Genomic DNA, 16723 nt, shown 5'->3' with positions numbered 1-16723 from the left:
TATAACGGGACTATTTATGACGATTCCTATCTATACTTTTTACGATGAAAAGAAAAAGAGAATGTTAATCTAAATGTTTAGCACTCACTGGACAGTCTCTTGTCGGTGTATGTCTAGTAAGAGAAAAGATAGCCAAACCTAAAGATAATAAAACTAAAGATCCACCAACCCAGGCCATATTGGCGACATTATGTACTTGTTTTAAAGCTATACCTCCAACTGCAGAGCCGAGTGAAATTCCTATTTGTAGGGCTGAATTATTAAAACTTTGCTGTATATCTGACGTATCCGGGGCAGTTTGGATTAAATAACTTTGTTGAGGTGGTGCAAGCCCCCAACTCAATGCAGCCCAAACTATCATAACAGGAATAAATAGGATAATAGAAACTGCCGTAAACGGTAATATAAATAAGATTAGAGCAAATAGAGTAATAACTATCACAATACTTTTTTGAGCGCCTATTTTATCTGATAATACACCCCCAAACGCTCCTCCACTTACTGCAGCTATACCAAACACTAAATAAAATATGCTAATCCAATAAGGGCTTAGGTGAAACTTATTTTCTAAAAAAGGAGTAAAATAAGCATATAGAGTATAGTGTCCTGCTAACATAAACATGGTAGCTAGATGGGCAGATCCTAGTTTAAGACTACAAACGGCCTTTAATTGGATAGATAAAGGAGTTCGGTTTTCCTCTCCAGGTATTTTATCTAAAAATACTGAAATTAAGATAATAGACCCCAATGATAAAATAGCTATACATAAAAAAATAATTCTCCAGCCAAATGTGTTTGAAATTAATATGCCTAGTGGTACTCCTAGTACAAGTGAAGAGCTAATACCCATATAAATTAATCCTAATGCTTTTGCTCGATAAACGGGATTAACAATTTTAGCTGCAATTGTTAGGGAAAGTACTACAACTAAAGCAGTACTCATAGCAGTTAAAATTCTTGCTATCATCATAAAAGTAAAGCTCGGACTAAAATAAGTAAGTAGATTACCAATTAGAAAAATGTAAAGTGAAATAATATATAATTTTTTTCTTTCCACTTTACTTGTGAAAATCAATAATACAGGACCTGCTATTGCATAAGTAAAGGCGAAAATTGTAATTAATTGACCAGCGGAACTTAATGAAACATTAAAATCTTTAGCGATGTCTGGCAATATTCCTCCAACGATAAGCTCTACAAGACCTACCGCTATCGTTGCTAAAGCTAATATAAATACTTTGAAATTCATTTTTTGTAATCCCTTCTCGTCATTATTTACCTTAGAACAAAAAAACTCCTGACTACAAACGCTAAAAGACGCATTTTGTAGTCAGGAGTTGTTGGTTCCTGGTAGAGACCCCCAAGCCATATTCTTGGAGTTATACATGATTCTCATATGTAATTAATCAACGTAATAGAAGATACCATATTATTTTTTAGATTTCAATAAAAAATTTGCATTTGTACATGTGATCTTATTAATCATTTTATTTTTTATCGTTGTAGGATGCACTAATATCTTCAGTTGATGTGCACGGGGTTACCCCCATCTTTTTTCATTTCTTTGTAGTAATTTTTAAACACAGTGTATTGATATTGGGTTAACCCGAGAATTTACACTTTATGTAATACAAAGAAAAGTGAGGGGAAAGTGATGGGAAGTTTACGATTACATATAGAAAATAAAAAAAGAAACCAAGAACTAAGAAATATTTGTTTATATTCAATTGCAAAAGCAGTATCACTATTCGGTAGCTCTATTTATAGTTTTGCATTAGGATTGTATGTTTTACAAATAACCGGATCTGCGTTAAATTTTGCGATTACGCTCATATTAGGAACGATTCCAATGATTGTTATGAATCCATTTGCTGGTGTCATTGCTGATAAGGTTGATAAAAAGAAACTCGTCGTTTGCATGGATGTATTAAGCGGGTGCTTATTAATAACTGTTTATATATTAAGCAACTATTATGGATTAAACTTATTCATTATTTATACTACTACCCTTCTTATGACAGTATTTACAACGTTTTTTGGAATAGGATTAGAGGCCGTAAAACCGAATATGGTTACTAAAGAACGGTTAATGAGTATTAATTCTATAAGTAAAATTATCGATTCTATATCTTTAATTTTAGGGCCTATGTTAGGGGGCATTGTTTTTGCAATCTTGGATATAAAAACTTTTATCATTATTAACGGTATTTCATTTATCCTTTCGGCTATATCCATATTGTTTATAAACTTTAAATTGTGCGAGCAAAACATAAATGAGGAATGTTCAATTAGAGAAATTAATTTTATTGAAGAGATAAAGGAGGGATACTCTTACTTATTGGAGCGGAAAAGCTTAAAAAATACTTTTAGTATTTTAATTTCACTTAATTTCTTTTTAGGCTTTGCTGTAACTGTTCCATTGCCATACATTATTAACACAGTTCTCAATCTTAGTTCTAAGCAATTTGGTATGATTCAAGGTACTTTTCCGATAGGTATGATAGTTGGTGCAATATTAGTAAAAAAGATAACTGATTGTTTTTCTTATTCTTATCTATTGAAGAAAATAAGTTTTATGTTGGCAATTTTTATGATAGTTTCAGGAATACCTGTTTTATTTAAATCTATTGTAGTAAATAATTTGGTATATGTTACTACGTATTGCATGATTATGTTCTTTTTAGGATTTATGATAGCACAAATTGATATTCCTTTAATGTATTTCATGCAAAATGAGATTCCTGAAGAATATAGAGGAAGAGTTCTTAGTATTGGATTAAGCTTAGGTAAAATAATGCAGCCAATAGCACTTGCAATATCAGGACTGTTATTAAATTTCATTCCAGCCTACACGCTTCCCATTGCAGGAGGGATTGTATTTTTTACTTTGAATAAAATTTTAGCAAATAAGTTAAATTTAGAAATTCATTCAAAAGATTATAGTGTTTAACGTAACTTAAAAAGCGCAGGATTCTAATCCTGCGCTTTTCTATCGTAATTCAGCTGTTTTTCTAATAACGATCTTATCAATTTCATCTTCTTCATCACCAATAAATAATCCTCGTTCTTTTAAATATGCTTCAAAATATAAATCTGCTTCAGCGCGTTCGTCATATGGCTTTACAGAGAGAACGAAACCTAATTTGTTTTGTTCTTCTAAATGAGAAGTGGAGATGTAAGCCGGTACATTATGGCGTAAAAAGAGTTCTTTAACCGGAATAATCATATCTTTCATTAATTTCGTTAGCATACCCATTTCAAACTCGAAATTAAAGCGATCTATACTAGATAAATCAGCGAATACTACACCGATAAAACCTGTATTAAATACTTCTTGATATTCTACATCTTCGTCATGGCCGCCGTAAAAATTCTTTTCGATTAAATAATTGACAAAATAAGCAACGCCATCACTTTGTTCAAATGGTTTCGTTGAAAGAACAAAGCCAATTTTCTTTTGTTTATGTAAATACACACATGACATGTATGCTGAAATGTTATGTTCTTTAAATAAAGCACTTGTTGCTCCAGAGAGACCATCTAATACGTGATGAACAATTTGAAGTTTTTTACGAGCGAAATAATAGGATTTCTTTTGTAACTCCAATGTATCAATAAAGACAGAGCCGATAAAGCCTGTATTTGAAATAATAGGTGCTTGCTTTTTTCTTCCTCTGCGCTTTAATGGAGCCATTGTTAAAATCATCCCTTCATGTACGTTTAAAATAAAAAGAACGTTTGTTCGTATATTTATATTTTACTATTAAAACGCTATAAAGTAAAGGGTTTTTGATGAAAATATAACAAAAAAGACACCTTATAAAAGGTGCCTTAAACGCTGTAGGGAATAGGGTTTACCCTAACTATTTATATTATGATACAGAAACAATCTCTTCTGTATCTTCTACATCTAAATGACAGTCCATAGTACGAACATCTTGATCTTCATGACTTCCGAAATAAATAGTAATTTTCATATGTATCGCTCCTTTATTCTAGGAATACCTAAAATAATTACTAGTAATGTTAATATTTATTATATACCACTTTTTTCATTCCGACAACGTTATATCATTTTTAATTATTTTAAACTATAGAGCACAATTTAAAGAGGTACTTTTTATAGAAAAAGGTAAATTTCTAATATGTTATATTTAATATAGAAGAATTCGAGGAGTACTTTTTATGAAAAGGAGAACTATTGATGAATTATAAACAACTACTAATAGATAACTTTGCATTTAAAACTTCATATGTTGCGCAATTTGTGCCCGGAATGAGTATAAAAGAAACGCAAGATTATATTGCTGTTGATTGCGGATTACCTGCAGATACATTCAATGTCATTACTCTACTAAACAATCATTTAACGGTAGGGATAGAGAAATTATATAAGGAGGTAGACTACTATAATCAAAAGAATTTTCCAATGAGTGTTTGGTTATGGGATGAAGAGCAAGAGCGGGATATAAAAAGCAAGTTAAATAAAATCGGTTTAAAAGAAGCGGAGCAAAATATTGCGATGGTAGCAGACTTAAAAACAATTTCTCCAACAATAAACATGCCAGTAAGTTTTACAATTCAACAGGCATCTTCACCTGCACAAATAAAAAAATTTGGAGAAATGTTAGCTAATCTATTCGGCACATCAGAAGAAGGTATACATGTACAAGCATTCTATAATCAAATTTCTAATCTTGATTTATGGAACAGTGAAAATATGAAACTATTTTTAGGATTTTATGAAGGGGAAGTCGTAACTGTTGGTTCATTGATATGTTCAAAAGATAGTATTGGTATTTATGACATCGCAACTAAAGAGGAAATGAGAGGACGAGGATTCGGATCTACTATGTTCAATTTCCTTCTGCAAGAAGCACAAAAATTAAAAAATATGTATTGTGTGTTACAAGCTTCACCCGATGGAATCAACATTTATAAAAAATCGGGATTTCAAGCTATTGGCAAAATGACTGTATTGGAAAATCGACATTTAATTGAGTAAATCATTCAAGTTAAATCGTCTTTATATAGGAGCTTATAAATCGTTATGAAAAAGATATATCTCGTTACAATAATTTTTATAGTAATAAGTATCTTTGTTTTTCAGAAAATAAATGAACATAAGTATACTAAAGCTATTAATCAATCAAATCATATAAAAAATATCGCACATAGAGGTGCTTCTGCGTATGCACCTGAACATACAATAGCAGCATATCAATTAGGCCAACAAATGAATGGAGATTATATAGAAATTGATCTTCAAATGACAAAAGATGGACATTTAGTGGCTATGCATGATGAAATATTAAACCGTACAACGAATGGTACTGGGCTGGTAAAAGAGCATACATTAGAAGAAATAAAGCAACTAAATGCTGGCTCTCTTTTCAATGAAAAATATCCGAACTTAGCAAAGAAAGAATTTGAAAATGCAAAAGTCCCAACATTAACAGAAATTATTGAAACGTTTGGGCATAACGCGAACTATTATATTGAAACAAAAACACCTGATGAATATCCAGGAATGGAAGAAAAATTATTAGAAATTATTAATCACTACGAAATACAGGATAAAGTTATTATTCAATCGTTTAGTGAAGAAAGTCTACAAAAGATTCATAGCTTAAATAGTAATATATCCATAGTACAATTATTACCTTATAAAAAAGCAGTTCAATTAACAAAATTAGAGATAGAAAAGTATAAAATGTACTGCATAGGTCTTGGCATGAATTACAAATATATTGATTCAGATTATGTAAATAAAATAAAGAAAAACGGATTAGAAGTTCATCCATTTACAGTAGATAATGAAAAAGATATGAAAAAGTTACTTTCATGGGGAGTCGATGGGATGTTTACTAATGATCCGGATCGTTTACATTCAATATTATTGGATTTGAAAAGTCATGAATAAGAAGTGTTATTCATAAAGGGAAAATTTACACAACCTGTATATTAGGATTATCAATGCAAGAAGGCATGTAGCATATAAAAAGAAAATACCAAAAACCGCAACTGGAAGACTTAGGTTGTGGTTTTTTTATTGCTTCGATTTCAACTTACAAAGTTTGAAGCTAGAAGTGAAAACCTTTTTAGCTGAATTGGCTTCCTATGTATTTGTACTTCGTATCGTTGTAGGTATATGTACAACCCGTGAGAAGAGTTTTGCATAGGATAATAGAAAAGGAGATGTTGCATATTGAAATACCACAATAGAAATGTAAGTAATCTGAATAAATTAGCGGATAATACGAAAGCTGCAGCTTTTAAGTGGTATCAGTACTGTATCGACAATGGAATTGAAGTATTAATTTATGAAACAATCCGAACGGTCGAGCAACAACGTGAATATGTTCGTAAAGGAGCATCACAAACGATGCGCTCATATCACTTAGTAGGACAGGCATTAGATTTTGTTCCAATTCAGTCGAATGGTACAGAAGATTGGAATGGCTATAATAAAGAACCGTGGGCATCAGCAATTCGTTATGCTAAACAAATTGGTTTTGAATGGGGCGGTGACTGGAAAGGATTTGTGGATAGCCCGCATTTGCAATATAACTACAAAGGATATGGAACGGATACTTTTGGAAAAGGTGCTCAAAACGTAGTGGCTCCTCCCACGTCGAATGATAGTGTAGGGATTGCTTATATTAACGGTAGTAATGTAAATTTACGAAAAGGACCTGGTACTGGATATGGCGTTATTCGTCAATTAGGGAAAGGAGAGTCCTACAAAGTATTTGGGCAATCAAATGGCTGGTTAAATCTCGGTGGCGATCAGTGGATTTTTAACGATCCATCATATATTCGTTATACGGGAGGAAATGTGCCAACACCTTCACAATCATCAAATGAGGGTATAGGTGTAGTTACTATAATCGCTGATGTATTACGTGTTCGTACCGGCCCAGGAACAAATTACGGCATTGTGAAAAACGTGTATCAAGGTGAAAAATATCAATCATTTGGATATAAAGATGGTTGGTATAATGTTGGTGGAAATCAATGGGTTTCTGGTGAATATGTTACGTTTGTAAAGTAAAAATAAGAGCCGTCCTGTTGGGCGGCATTTTATTTTAAATATTCATAGGGCGAGCACTCATGATATCATTCGTGATACATAGATTATAATTTTTCATTCTAATAATCAGAAAGTAATCAAAATGTAATTAATTTCAACTACGCTTTTTATATTTTTTTGATACACTGGCTACGAGGGGGATACCAATTAAGGTGGGTAAAAACCAAAACCATATTGGCGGAAGTAAATTTATAATGGGAATATGGATGCCGACATTTACTAAAAGTGCGGTGACTGCACCTATATAAGAACCTAACATACCTCTAATGTGGTGATGGAGCCAATTTTTCCAACGTTTTTTTCGTGCAAGGTATCCATAAATCGCAAATGAATAAGAGAAGATTGCTACATAAAATAAATATGCGATTTTATCCCAGTTTATAATGGATAATATAATGGCAGTAATGGTGATAACGACATAGGATGCGTGATATATTTCACCCCATTCCGTATGTTTACCTTTTTTCTTTTGAGCAACCATCGCTATTATCCCAGTTATTAAACATATCGTTCCAAATAATATGTGGATGGTTAAAAGAATGTTGAAAATGCTCATCATAATTCCTCCCTTTTTATTTTTATAGTATTGCAGCATAGGAGAAAAGTTGAAACATATTGTTTATTCACTTTAATATATTGAAGTAAAGGTACTTCAAGAACAAGTTTAAACGGACAAATTTTTCTTGAGTTTAGTGAGACACGTATTACGTGAAATGAAGGAGAGACTTCCATGTTTACATCTATTACATATTTACAATCAGGGAATGACAAGCAACAAAAAGTATATGATGTTTTGAACAAACTAAATATTATGGAGGGTTTAGCTTTATATAATCCCGTTCTTTGCGGGACAATCCCGATAAGAATTGATACTTCTCAATCTGACTTAGATATTGTAATGGAAGTATATAATTTTGATGTTTTTGAGCAGGAAATGAGATCTTTATATGGTTCTTATAGAGGGTTCAATATAAAAAAGAAAAAAATGAAAGGTACTGAATCGATAAAGGTGAATTTTGAATTCGAAGGTTTTGAATTTGAATTATTTGCTCAACCTAAGCCAGTGCGTAATCAAAATGCATATAGACATATGATAGTGGAACACATGTTATTAATGCAGCATCCCCATATAAGGGAAGAAGTTATTCACTTAAAGGAACAAGGTTTAAAAACAGAACCTGCTTTTGCTCAAGTATTAAATATTGACGGAGATCCTTATGAAGAACTTATTTTATTGGGGCAGGAAATGAAATTGTGGTAAATAAGATACATAAAAAAATCCTCCAAAAACAAAAGAGGATTTTTTTATGCTGTTAACTTCCGAATTAATTCACTGAGCAATTTAATTCCGTTAGTCATTTGTTCTGGAGAAGCATATCCATATGATAAACGAATGTACTGATCTGATTCTTCTTCATAAATACGTCCCGGGTTTAAAAGAATTCCTTTTGATAGTGCCTCTAAAAATAGTTTTTTCATCGGAATGTTATGTACAACCTTTAGCCATATAAAAACTCCACCACTAGGAATATCCCACGATGCAATATCTGCACAATATTTATTTAAAGCTCGTATCATTATTTGTCTTCGTTTTTTCAGGTGCATTCTTACGTTTGCTACATGTTCTTCATAAAAACCTTCATTTATCCATTCAGCAGCTACTCTTTGAGATAAAGAACTCGATCCATAGTCTGTTTGCATTTTTATATCTGACAACCTATCAATAACAGGCTCAGGTCCAATTATCCATCCAATTCTAAGTCCAGGGCTAAGTGTTTTAGAGAGGCTACCAATATATAATACATGTCCATGTTTATCCATCGACTTTAAAGGAGCTGGAGGTGATTCATCAATCCATAACTCCCGGTAAATATCATCCTCGATGATAGGCAACTGCTCTTTTTCACATATTTTTAATATTTCTTTTCTTCGCTCTTTGGACATCAATATCCCCGTTGGATTTTGAAAACAAGGGATTGAGTATAAAATATTATTCTTTTGACTATATTTAATTCGTTTTAATAAGTCATTAGGTAAAATACCGTGATAATCCATTGATATACCGGATAAATTTATATTTGCTGATTGAAAAACATGAAGTGAATATAAGTAAGAAGGTTGTTCAAGTAAAACAGTTGATTTTCTATGTAAAAGACCAATTGATATTAATTGTAATGCTTGGAGTGCACCAGACACTATTAATATAGAACCCGGTGATGCATGTATTCCAAATGATCTTACATATTTGCTTATTGCTTCACGTAACGGATAAAAACCTTTTTGTTCTTCGTATCCGAAATAATCTAATTCCTCACTGACGTTTTTTATTATAGATTGCATAGTTTCGAGCGGGAAGAGATGAGGTGCAAGTTCACCTTTACTAAGATGGATAAGCGTTTTATTTGCTTCTGCTTCATTTATTTCTCGCACCATTAACTTACTTGGTTTATGAATACCGGCCTTTACATATTCACTCCAATCAGGCGGGGGATTAGTTGCTAATAATGACCATGTATTATTTGTTACAATTGTTCCTGCTCCGATTTGTCCTTGAATTAAACCATCTGCCATAAGTTCATCTAGCGCAGTTATTACAGTACTTCGATTTACATGAAATAATTTTGCTAACTGCCGCTGACTAGGGATTTTACTTCCAATTGGCCATTCTCCGTTTTCAATTTTTTCTTTCATATAGTCTATTATCTGCCGATATTTGGGCACTTTTTTATCGTTTGTCATATAAAAAACTCCCTCGTTTATTTAAAAGATTCAAAGTGGTTGGTTTTTCCGATAAATAACTGGTTGAAGACATTGTATCAACTATTAAATATGATGAAAAGAAATAATTGGTAATTTAAAAATGGTTGGTTTATTAGGGAGGGAGAGAAAACATGCATAATAAAAAATGGGATTTACGCATTATATGTGCTCACGCTTTTACAATTCTTATATGGGGAACTGCTTTTCCAGCAATTCGTATGGGGCTTGAATCTTATACGCCTGAACACCTTACTTTACTACGCTTATTAATCGCTTCATTTATACTTTTGTTATTTTCATTTATATACAAACTACGACTACCGGATTTAAAGGATATCCCAGCATTTTTTATATTTGGTGCTTTAGGGTTTACTATTTATCACATCGCATTAAACTACGGCGAAAAAACAGTAAATGCTGGATCTGCAAGTTTAATAATTTCAGTCACTCCAATAGTGACGGCAATTCTTGCTTTTGTTTTTTTGAATGAAAAAATGAAATTAAATGGCTGGATCGGTGGTGTAATGAGTTTTGCAGGAATTGCCTTAATTTCATTTAGCCAAGGCGACGCTATTCAATTAAATAGCGGGGGATTATTTATATTATTAGCGGCGATTTCAGAAAGTCTATTTTTCGTTTTCCAAACATCTTACTTAAAAAAATACGGCTTCTTACCATTTACCATATATACAATTTTGTCTAGTACTATATGTATGCTTATTTTCTTACCTGGAGTTTATCAAGAAATACTAGCAGCTCCTCTTGAAGTTAACTTGAGCGTTATATATTTAGGTGTCTTTCCAACAGTACTCCCGTATATTGCATTGGCCTATATTATATCTCGTGCTGGTGCTTCTGAAGCAACAAGTTCTCTATATTTAACGCCAATAACTGCGTGTTTCATTGCTTGGATATGGTTAGGAGAAGTGCCAACTTTAGTTTCGATAATTGGCGGAGTGATTACTATACTTGGAATTGTGATTGCTCATATACCAGTATTAAGAAAAGAAAAACATGGGAATTTAGCAAATAATCAATCCGTATAATGTAATTCAATAATGACTTTAAGATACTTTTTTATATAGTTTCTTTCTTATGTTGATAAATATAATATTTTGTATTTCAGTTAAATATTGTATGTTACATTTTATGTAGTAAGCATTTTAAAAGGAGCTGACAACATAATGAATGGAAAAAGAAAAATTTTCACATGTATTTCTATTGTAGGAATCGGACTAGCTAGTTTTTCTAATTCTAGTTTCGCAGCAAGTGTAACGGACAATTCAGTACAAAATTCTATTCCCGTAGTTAATCAACAAGTAGCTGCTGCAAAGGAAATGAAACCATTTCCGCAGCAAGTTAATTATGCAGGTGTTATAAAACCGAATCATGTTACACAGGAAAGTTTAAATGCTTCTGTAAGAAGTTACTACGATAATTGGAAAAAGAAATATTTGAAAAATGATTTATCTTCTTTACCTGGTGGTTATTATGTAAAAGGAGAGATTACAGGTGATGCTGATGGGTTTAAGCCACTTGGAACTTCAGAAGGTCAAGGGTATGGGATGATAATTACAGTATTAATGGCTGGTTATGATTCGAATGCTCAAAAAATCTATGACGGTTTATTTAAAACAGCAAGAACTTTTAAAAGTTCTCAAAATCCTAATTTAATGGGATGGGTTGTCGCAGATAGTAAAAAAGCACAAGGTCATTTTGATTCTGCTACTGATGGAGATTTAGATATTGCGTATTCTCTTCTTCTTGCTCATAAGCAGTGGGGATCTAATGGAACAGTGAATTATTTGAAAGAAGCAAAAGACATGATTACAAAAGGTATTAAAGCTAGTAATGTTACAAATAATAACCGACTAAATTTAGGAGATTGGGATTCTAAAAGTTCACTTGATACGAGACCATCTGATTGGATGATGTCACACCTTAGAGCATTTTATGAATTTACAGGTGATAAAACTTGGCTTACTGTTATTAATAATTTGTACGATGTTTATACGCAATTTAGTAATAAGTACTCTCCAAATACAGGACTTATTTCAGATTTCGTTGTAAAAAACCCACCACAACCCGCACCTAAAGACTTCTTAGAGGAGTCAGAATATACAAATGCATATTATTACAATGCTAGTCGGGTACCATTGAGAATTGTAATGGACTATGCGATGTACGGCGAGAAAAGAAGTAAAGTCATTTCTGATAAAGTTTCTTCGTGGATTCAAAATAAAACGAATGGAAATCCTTCTAAAATTGTGGATGGTTATCAATTAAATGGATCTAATATTGGTAGTTATTCAACTGCTGTATTTGTTTCACCGTTTATTGCTGCAAGTATAACAAGTAGCAATAATCAAAAGTGGGTAAATAGCGGTTGGGATTGGATGAAGAATAAGAGAGAAAGTTATTTTAGTGATAGTTATAATTTATTAACTATGTTATTCATTACAGGAAATTGGTGGAAACCTGTACCTGATGATACAAAAATACAAAATCAAATAAATGATGCAATTTATGAAGGATACGATAATTAATTAAATTTGAGAATGGTTACTCAAGAAAGGAATTAGCATACGCTAGTTCCTTTTTAATATTTTGTAAAACATTATCCATTCTAAAATTTGCATAGATATACTTGCTTTTTTCATATACATAGTTACTAATGACTCGTTTTTTTCGTGAGAGGAGCGTATTTCTTGGAAAAAGTATTATTTTTCGGAGACCCAGGTATTGATGACTCATTTGCCATTATGTATGGCTTACTGCATCCCGAAATTGAAATTGTCGGTATTGTAACTGGATACGGAAATGTTGAGCATATACATGCTGCACATAATGCAGCGTATATTTTACAGTTAGCAAATAGACAAGACATTCCTGTCATTAGTGGTGCAACAAAACCACTTACAGAAGAAATCACTACGTACTATCCTGAAATTCACGGAGCAGAAGGATTAGGGCCCATCCATGTTCCAGAAAATATATTATCTATTCCAATATACAATTTTGGCAGTATTGCTGCGATTCTTATAAAGTACGGAAAAGATTTAACGATTGTTGATGTAGGAAGATCTACCTCGTTAGCAATTGCTTTTAATTTGTGGAATGATTTAATGCTAAATGTAAAAGGAATCTATTTCATGGGTGGTGTTTTTTTAGAAGTAGGAAACGTTACGCCGTTAGCAGAGGCAAATGTGTATGGAGATCCTATAGCAAGTAAAATTGTTTTCCATCAAGCAAAGAATTTATTAATATTCCCTTTAAATGTAACAAACAAAGCTGTGTTAACACCAAATGTGTTTGACTATATTCAAGCTAATTCAAAGAATCCATTCCATACGATAATGAAACCAATGTATGATTACTATTTTTCTGCATACCAAAAACTTAATCCATCTATCGAAGGGCCATTGCTTCATGATGTGGTTGCTATAAGTGGATTAGTAAATCCAAACTTTTTTGAATTTGTACATCGTACAGTGAATGTTGATACATACGGAGATACGAAAGGACAAACATTTGCTGATTTTCGCCTTAGCTCTATATCTGAAGGAGCCCGTATAGCTTTAGAAATAGATGCAGAAAAATTCATTCAAGATTTTATAAAAATTATGTTATAAGTCGTTGTCGAAAAAGGGAATTATTTCAATGCGTTGAATATAAACATACATCCTCTATATAAGGGAGCTTACAATATTGAATATCCAGTTAAAGGTTGTTACGAGAGAAAATTGGGAAGAAGCATTAAAACTACAAGTTAAAGAAAATCAGTTGAAATTTGTTCCATCCGTAGCAGTTTCGCTTGCTAAAGTATATATAAAACCAGATGGTGACAATGTAGAGTACATACCATTCGCTATATACCATGGTGACCTTATGGTTGGTTTTGTTATGCATGCTGTTGTAAGAGAGACATCGGATATGTATTGGATTAACGGATTTATTATTGATCAATCGCAGCAAGGTAATGGTTATGGAAAAGCAGCATTACAAGAAAGTATTAATATAATAAAAAATACTTTTAAATCGTGTAAAGAAATTAGATTAACAGTACATAAAGATAATCTCTCTGCAAAGAAATTATATGAACGATATGGTTTCATATCATTAGGACAAGAGTATGATGGTGAGCAAGTATATCGTTTATTTGTTTAACTATTAGGAAGTAAAGGTGTAAATGAAATATGCAATTTACTGAAGTGAAAATTGAAGTGTTCATTCCTGAAGAATATATTGAAACATTAAGGGATGAATTAAATAAAATTGGAGCATGTAAAACGGGCGAATATGACCATTGCCTTTCCTATAGTTCAGTGAAAGGATATTGGAGACCTTTAGACGAAGCATCTCCTCTTAATGGAGAAATTGGGCGAATATGCGAAGGGCAAGAATGTAAAGTTGAAATAAAGTGTAAACGAGAACTTGTAAAAGATGCTCTTGAAGTTATTAATGATATTCATCCGTATGAAACACCTATGATTTATATTATACCAATACTAAATGACTATTTTGAGCAACTATACATTGAATAACTAGGAGGGATTTCAATTGAAAAGTAAATTCCATCATATTGTACGAGCAGTCATGATAAAAGATGGGAAATTATTAGTTGCTGAATATATCGGCCATCATTATTTTTTACCTGGTGGCCATGTTGAAATTGGAGAATCAGTAGAGAATGCATTAATAAGAGAGTTAAGGGAAGAACTTGGAGTAAACTGTAGTATACAACAATTTTTAGGAGTCATAGAAAATCAATGGCAAGATAAAGAAGTGCTCCATCATGAAATTAATCACATTTTTGAAGTAGAGTCACAAGATTTACATACGGACTTAACACCGAAATCGAGCGAGTCTCATTTAGCATTTCACTGGATAGATTATAATAAAGAAGCCTTAAATCATTATGAAATCATGCCAATGCCTTTAGTGAAGGAATTACTAGAAAGAAAGTTAAGTGATGAACTAATAAATTGTTGGATTAGTAATTTTTAAATCACTTTATTTATAGTAAATACGTCCATCGAATAAATATAAAGAAAATAGGCTGAAAAACAAGGTACATCACCTAGTGTAAGTTCATATTTTGTTGATGTACGCATTTAGTCTATAGTCTTGTTTCTATTTTGTTTACAAAAATATATAAACTTTAACGTTTGGGCGAAATTTATATTTATAAATGGAGGGGTTCGTAATGAATCAGTTTCAACATGAATTACAAACATTAAACCTTAATGATTATCAAACTGGTAATGTTGTGTATTGGGATCAACAACAAAGCCAATATCCATATTATTACATCCAAGGCGATGCACGTCGTTGTGGCGGATGCGGAGGTTGTGGTGGACGCTGTGGCGGTTGCGGCGGTGGCAGATGTGGTGGTTGCGTAGGTTGTGCCGGATGTTTTGGTTGCTTTAATTGCTGGAACTGGTGGATTATTTAAATATAGTACATCATTAATATTTTATATGAAAGAAAGGTGTAAATACTGTTTATACTTTTCTTTCATGCTGTAATTTTGATGTGTATTAAGGGGGATTTATTTGTATACATATGATAAGTTGATTTCTTGGGTAGAGAATATAAAAGAAAAAAATCATAGTTCTGCTACAGCAATTTGTATTATAAAAAATAATAAAGTCGTATTAGAGCATTATAGCGGTTATCACTCAAATACATCGACTAATAAAAAAGTAACCGCATCTTCGCAGTTCAACGTTGCTTCTGCTAGAAAAAGTTATTTAGGATTAATGATAGCGTATGCGCTTTACGAGGGGAAAATAAACTCTATTGATGATGAAGCGATAAAATATTTTAAAGACTTTAATCCTGCATTGCTTGGTAAAACAACGATAAGACATTTAGTAACACATTCGCACGGATTAGAAGAAATGAATGACGGGACAATTTTTCGTGAATTTGAACCGGGACAAGCATGGACATATAGAGATATTAATGTAAGAATGATGACACGTCTTATTTATCAGCTATATAACAAAAGTTTTCCTGAATTGTTAAAGGAGCGTGTTTTTAAGCCTGCTAATTTTCAAGAAACAGGTTGGAGAGTTCAGCGAGATGAAAATTTAGTTGACGTTGTTAATAATCCAAATGAAGACGCGACTAGTGAAATTGGTACGGTAGATGACGGTACTGAAAAAAATCTGTTTGTCTCAGCTAGAGAATTTGCTTATTGGGGCAATCTTCATTTAAATCAAGGTGTGATAAACGGTAAGCAAATTGTTCCAAAAGAAGTTATAAAAATCGCTACGAGTTTGCAGAGTCCAACATATGTAAATAAAGAGCTACCACAAAATGGATTGTTTTGGTTCGTTCAAAATGAACCTGCACAATTAAGCGAACTTGGTGAACGTGTTCCAAAAGGGTCATATCAAATATTAGGGATTACTGGACCGACTATTTTAGTAATACCTGAATATAATGTAGTTGTTGCAAAAATGTATAACAAAAGATATAACTACGGCGGTGATAATTACTTATATTATTTACGTGAATTTAGTAATTTAGTCGCTGATACATTTAGTAACGGTAATAGGGCATAATTACTCCTATAACAAAAAGGAGTGATTGTAAGTGAAAGATAAAGTGAACAAAAATAAAAAACAAAATATAAAAGATGTAAATACAGAGCAAAATGCAATTTATAGCGATCCTAAAGATGCAGCTAATATGCAAACTGTACCGCAGCCGAAGGATTTTGATGAAATCGAATATTAATTTTTCATCCGACTATATGATGAATGAAAAATACGTCTTAAGTCTCATCACATATAAGAAATTATTTGATAACATATATACATAAGCATTCGAAAATGGCTTATCTTAACAAAGCTTTCTTTA

18 protein-coding genes and 1 riboswitch are annotated in these 16723 nt (G+C 32.3%); of the genes, 14 read left to right on the top strand and 4 right to left on the bottom strand.

The window, feature by feature from the left end; translation table 11 throughout:
• Positions 1-64 precede the first annotated feature (64 nt).
• Positions 65-1249 carry an MFS transporter gene (locus ACK1U5_RS05170; protein WP_069605339.1) on the bottom strand — a complete coding sequence of 395 codons (1185 nt, stop codon included), beginning with the start codon at positions 1247-1249 and terminating at the stop codon, positions 65-67.
• A gap of 58 nt (positions 1250-1307) precedes the next feature.
• A riboswitch (purine riboswitch) is annotated at positions 1308-1407 on the bottom strand.
• A 247-nt stretch (positions 1408-1654) separates the two neighbouring features.
• Here ACK1U5_RS05170 and ACK1U5_RS05165 point away from each other — a divergent pair.
• Positions 1655-2950, top strand: a complete 1296-nt coding sequence (locus ACK1U5_RS05165; protein ID WP_069605333.1) for an MFS transporter — start codon at positions 1655-1657, stop codon at positions 2948-2950.
• A 39-nt stretch (positions 2951-2989) separates the two neighbouring features.
• On the opposite strand, the gene ACK1U5_RS05160 is transcribed toward ACK1U5_RS05165, so the two are convergent.
• Positions 2990-3694 carry a hypothetical protein gene (locus ACK1U5_RS05160; protein ID WP_000035356.1) on the bottom strand — a complete coding sequence of 235 codons (705 nt, stop codon included), beginning with the start codon at positions 3692-3694 and terminating at the stop codon, positions 2990-2992.
• A 510-nt stretch (positions 3695-4204) separates the two neighbouring features.
• Here ACK1U5_RS05160 and ACK1U5_RS05155 point away from each other — a divergent pair.
• From ACK1U5_RS05155 to ACK1U5_RS05145, 3 genes are all read left to right on the top strand, one after another.
• Positions 4205-5005 (top strand): GNAT family N-acetyltransferase, encoded by an 801-nt coding sequence (locus tag ACK1U5_RS05155; protein WP_061139218.1) that lies wholly within the window; start codon positions 4205-4207, stop codon positions 5003-5005.
• Positions 5006-5050: 45 nt separating this feature from the next.
• The gene (locus ACK1U5_RS05150) at positions 5051-5923 is read left to right on the top strand and encodes a glycerophosphodiester phosphodiesterase (protein WP_048567645.1); all 873 of its coding nucleotides are present in this window, start codon (positions 5051-5053) and stop codon (positions 5921-5923) included.
• A 285-nt stretch (positions 5924-6208) separates the two neighbouring features.
• Positions 6209-7054 carry an SH3 domain-containing protein gene (locus tag ACK1U5_RS05145; protein WP_000873734.1) on the top strand — a complete coding sequence of 282 codons (846 nt, stop codon included), beginning with the start codon at positions 6209-6211 and terminating at the stop codon, positions 7052-7054.
• A gap of 133 nt (positions 7055-7187) precedes the next feature.
• Here the strand turns inward: ACK1U5_RS05145 and ACK1U5_RS05140 are convergent, their stop codons facing one another.
• Entirely contained in the window at positions 7188-7649 is a 462-nt protein-coding gene (locus ACK1U5_RS05140; protein WP_069605334.1) for a DUF2306 domain-containing protein, read from the bottom strand.
• Between the two features lie 174 nt (positions 7650-7823).
• On the opposite strand from ACK1U5_RS05140, the gene ACK1U5_RS05135 reads away from it, so the two are divergent.
• Positions 7824-8354 carry a DUF4269 domain-containing protein gene (locus ACK1U5_RS05135; protein ID WP_000495193.1) on the top strand — a complete coding sequence of 177 codons (531 nt, stop codon included), beginning with the start codon at positions 7824-7826 and terminating at the stop codon, positions 8352-8354.
• Between the two features lie 44 nt (positions 8355-8398).
• Here the strand turns inward: ACK1U5_RS05135 and norG are convergent, their stop codons facing one another.
• Positions 8399-9832: an efflux pump transcription regulator NorG gene (gene norG, locus ACK1U5_RS05130; RefSeq protein ID WP_069605335.1), complete on the bottom strand. Its 1434-nt coding sequence runs from the start codon at positions 9830-9832 to the stop codon at positions 8399-8401.
• Positions 9833-9984: 152 nt separating this feature from the next.
• On the opposite strand from norG, the gene ACK1U5_RS05125 reads away from it, so the two are divergent.
• The 9 genes from ACK1U5_RS05125 (at position 9985) to ACK1U5_RS05085 (ending at position 16600) form a co-directional block, all read left to right on the top strand.
• Positions 9985-10899, top strand: coding sequence for a DMT family transporter (locus tag ACK1U5_RS05125; protein WP_000551611.1), 915 nt, complete (start codon positions 9985-9987; stop codon positions 10897-10899).
• Between the two features lie 138 nt (positions 10900-11037).
• Positions 11038-12399, top strand: coding sequence for a glycosyl hydrolase family 8 (locus ACK1U5_RS05120; protein WP_001013596.1), 1362 nt, complete (start codon positions 11038-11040; stop codon positions 12397-12399).
• Between the two features lie 162 nt (positions 12400-12561).
• A complete protein-coding gene (locus tag ACK1U5_RS05115) occupies positions 12562-13485 on the top strand; it encodes a nucleoside hydrolase (RefSeq protein WP_000416775.1) in 924 nt (307 codons plus the stop codon).
• A gap of 76 nt (positions 13486-13561) precedes the next feature.
• Entirely contained in the window at positions 13562-14020 is a 459-nt protein-coding gene (locus ACK1U5_RS05110) for a GNAT family N-acetyltransferase (RefSeq protein ID WP_001025614.1), read from the top strand.
• Positions 14021-14049: 29 nt separating this feature from the next.
• Positions 14050-14397, top strand: coding sequence for a divalent cation tolerance protein CutA (cutA, locus tag ACK1U5_RS05105; RefSeq protein WP_001160790.1), 348 nt, complete (start codon positions 14050-14052; stop codon positions 14395-14397).
• A gap of 16 nt (positions 14398-14413) precedes the next feature.
• Positions 14414-14860, top strand: coding sequence for an NUDIX domain-containing protein (locus ACK1U5_RS05100; RefSeq protein WP_050964636.1), 447 nt, complete (start codon positions 14414-14416; stop codon positions 14858-14860).
• 199 nt (positions 14861-15059) lie between these two features.
• On the top strand, positions 15060-15308 hold the full coding sequence (locus tag ACK1U5_RS05095; RefSeq protein WP_001071345.1) for a heterocycloanthracin/sonorensin family bacteriocin: 249 nt from the start codon (positions 15060-15062) through the stop codon (positions 15306-15308).
• A gap of 100 nt (positions 15309-15408) precedes the next feature.
• Positions 15409-16425, top strand: a complete 1017-nt coding sequence (locus ACK1U5_RS05090) for a serine hydrolase domain-containing protein (protein ID WP_069605336.1) — start codon at positions 15409-15411, stop codon at positions 16423-16425.
• Positions 16426-16456: 31 nt separating this feature from the next.
• The gene (locus ACK1U5_RS05085) at positions 16457-16600 is read left to right on the top strand and encodes a hypothetical protein (RefSeq protein ID WP_000653680.1); all 144 of its coding nucleotides are present in this window, start codon (positions 16457-16459) and stop codon (positions 16598-16600) included.
• Positions 16601-16723: the final 123 nt, after the last annotated feature.

Source organism: Bacillus sp. XB1 (assembly GCF_053557995.1).
Note: the sequence above shows the minus strand (reverse complement) of the source record. Positions and strands in the feature narration are given on the sequence as shown.

Excerpts from the sequence above, each read along its gene's own strand:
- ACK1U5_RS05160 (WP_000035356.1), bottom strand. The coding sequence starts at position 3,694 with ATGGCTCCATTAAAGCGCAGAGGAAGAAAAAAGCAAGCACCTATTATT.
- ACK1U5_RS05140 (WP_069605334.1), bottom strand. The coding sequence starts at position 7,649 with ATGAGCATTTTCAACATTCTTTTAACCATCCACATATTATTTGGAACG.
- ACK1U5_RS05165 (WP_069605333.1), top strand. The coding sequence starts at position 1,655 with ATGGGAAGTTTACGATTACATATAGAAAATAAAAAAAGAAACCAAGAA.
- cutA (WP_001160790.1), top strand. The coding sequence starts at position 14,050 with ATGCAATTTACTGAAGTGAAAATTGAAGTGTTCATTCCTGAAGAATAT.
- ACK1U5_RS05150 (WP_048567645.1), top strand. The coding sequence starts at position 5,051 with ATGAAAAAGATATATCTCGTTACAATAATTTTTATAGTAATAAGTATC.
- ACK1U5_RS05155 (WP_061139218.1), top strand. The coding sequence starts at position 4,205 with ATGAATTATAAACAACTACTAATAGATAACTTTGCATTTAAAACTTCA.
- ACK1U5_RS05095 (WP_001071345.1), top strand. The coding sequence starts at position 15,060 with ATGAATCAGTTTCAACATGAATTACAAACATTAAACCTTAATGATTAT.
- ACK1U5_RS05170 (WP_069605339.1), bottom strand. The coding sequence starts at position 1,249 with ATGAATTTCAAAGTATTTATATTAGCTTTAGCAACGATAGCGGTAGGT.
- ACK1U5_RS05125 (WP_000551611.1), top strand. The coding sequence starts at position 9,985 with ATGCATAATAAAAAATGGGATTTACGCATTATATGTGCTCACGCTTTT.
- ACK1U5_RS05120 (WP_001013596.1), top strand. The coding sequence starts at position 11,038 with ATGAATGGAAAAAGAAAAATTTTCACATGTATTTCTATTGTAGGAATC.
- ACK1U5_RS05135 (WP_000495193.1), top strand. The coding sequence starts at position 7,824 with ATGTTTACATCTATTACATATTTACAATCAGGGAATGACAAGCAACAA.
- norG (WP_069605335.1), bottom strand. The coding sequence starts at position 9,832 with ATGACAAACGATAAAAAAGTGCCCAAATATCGGCAGATAATAGACTAT.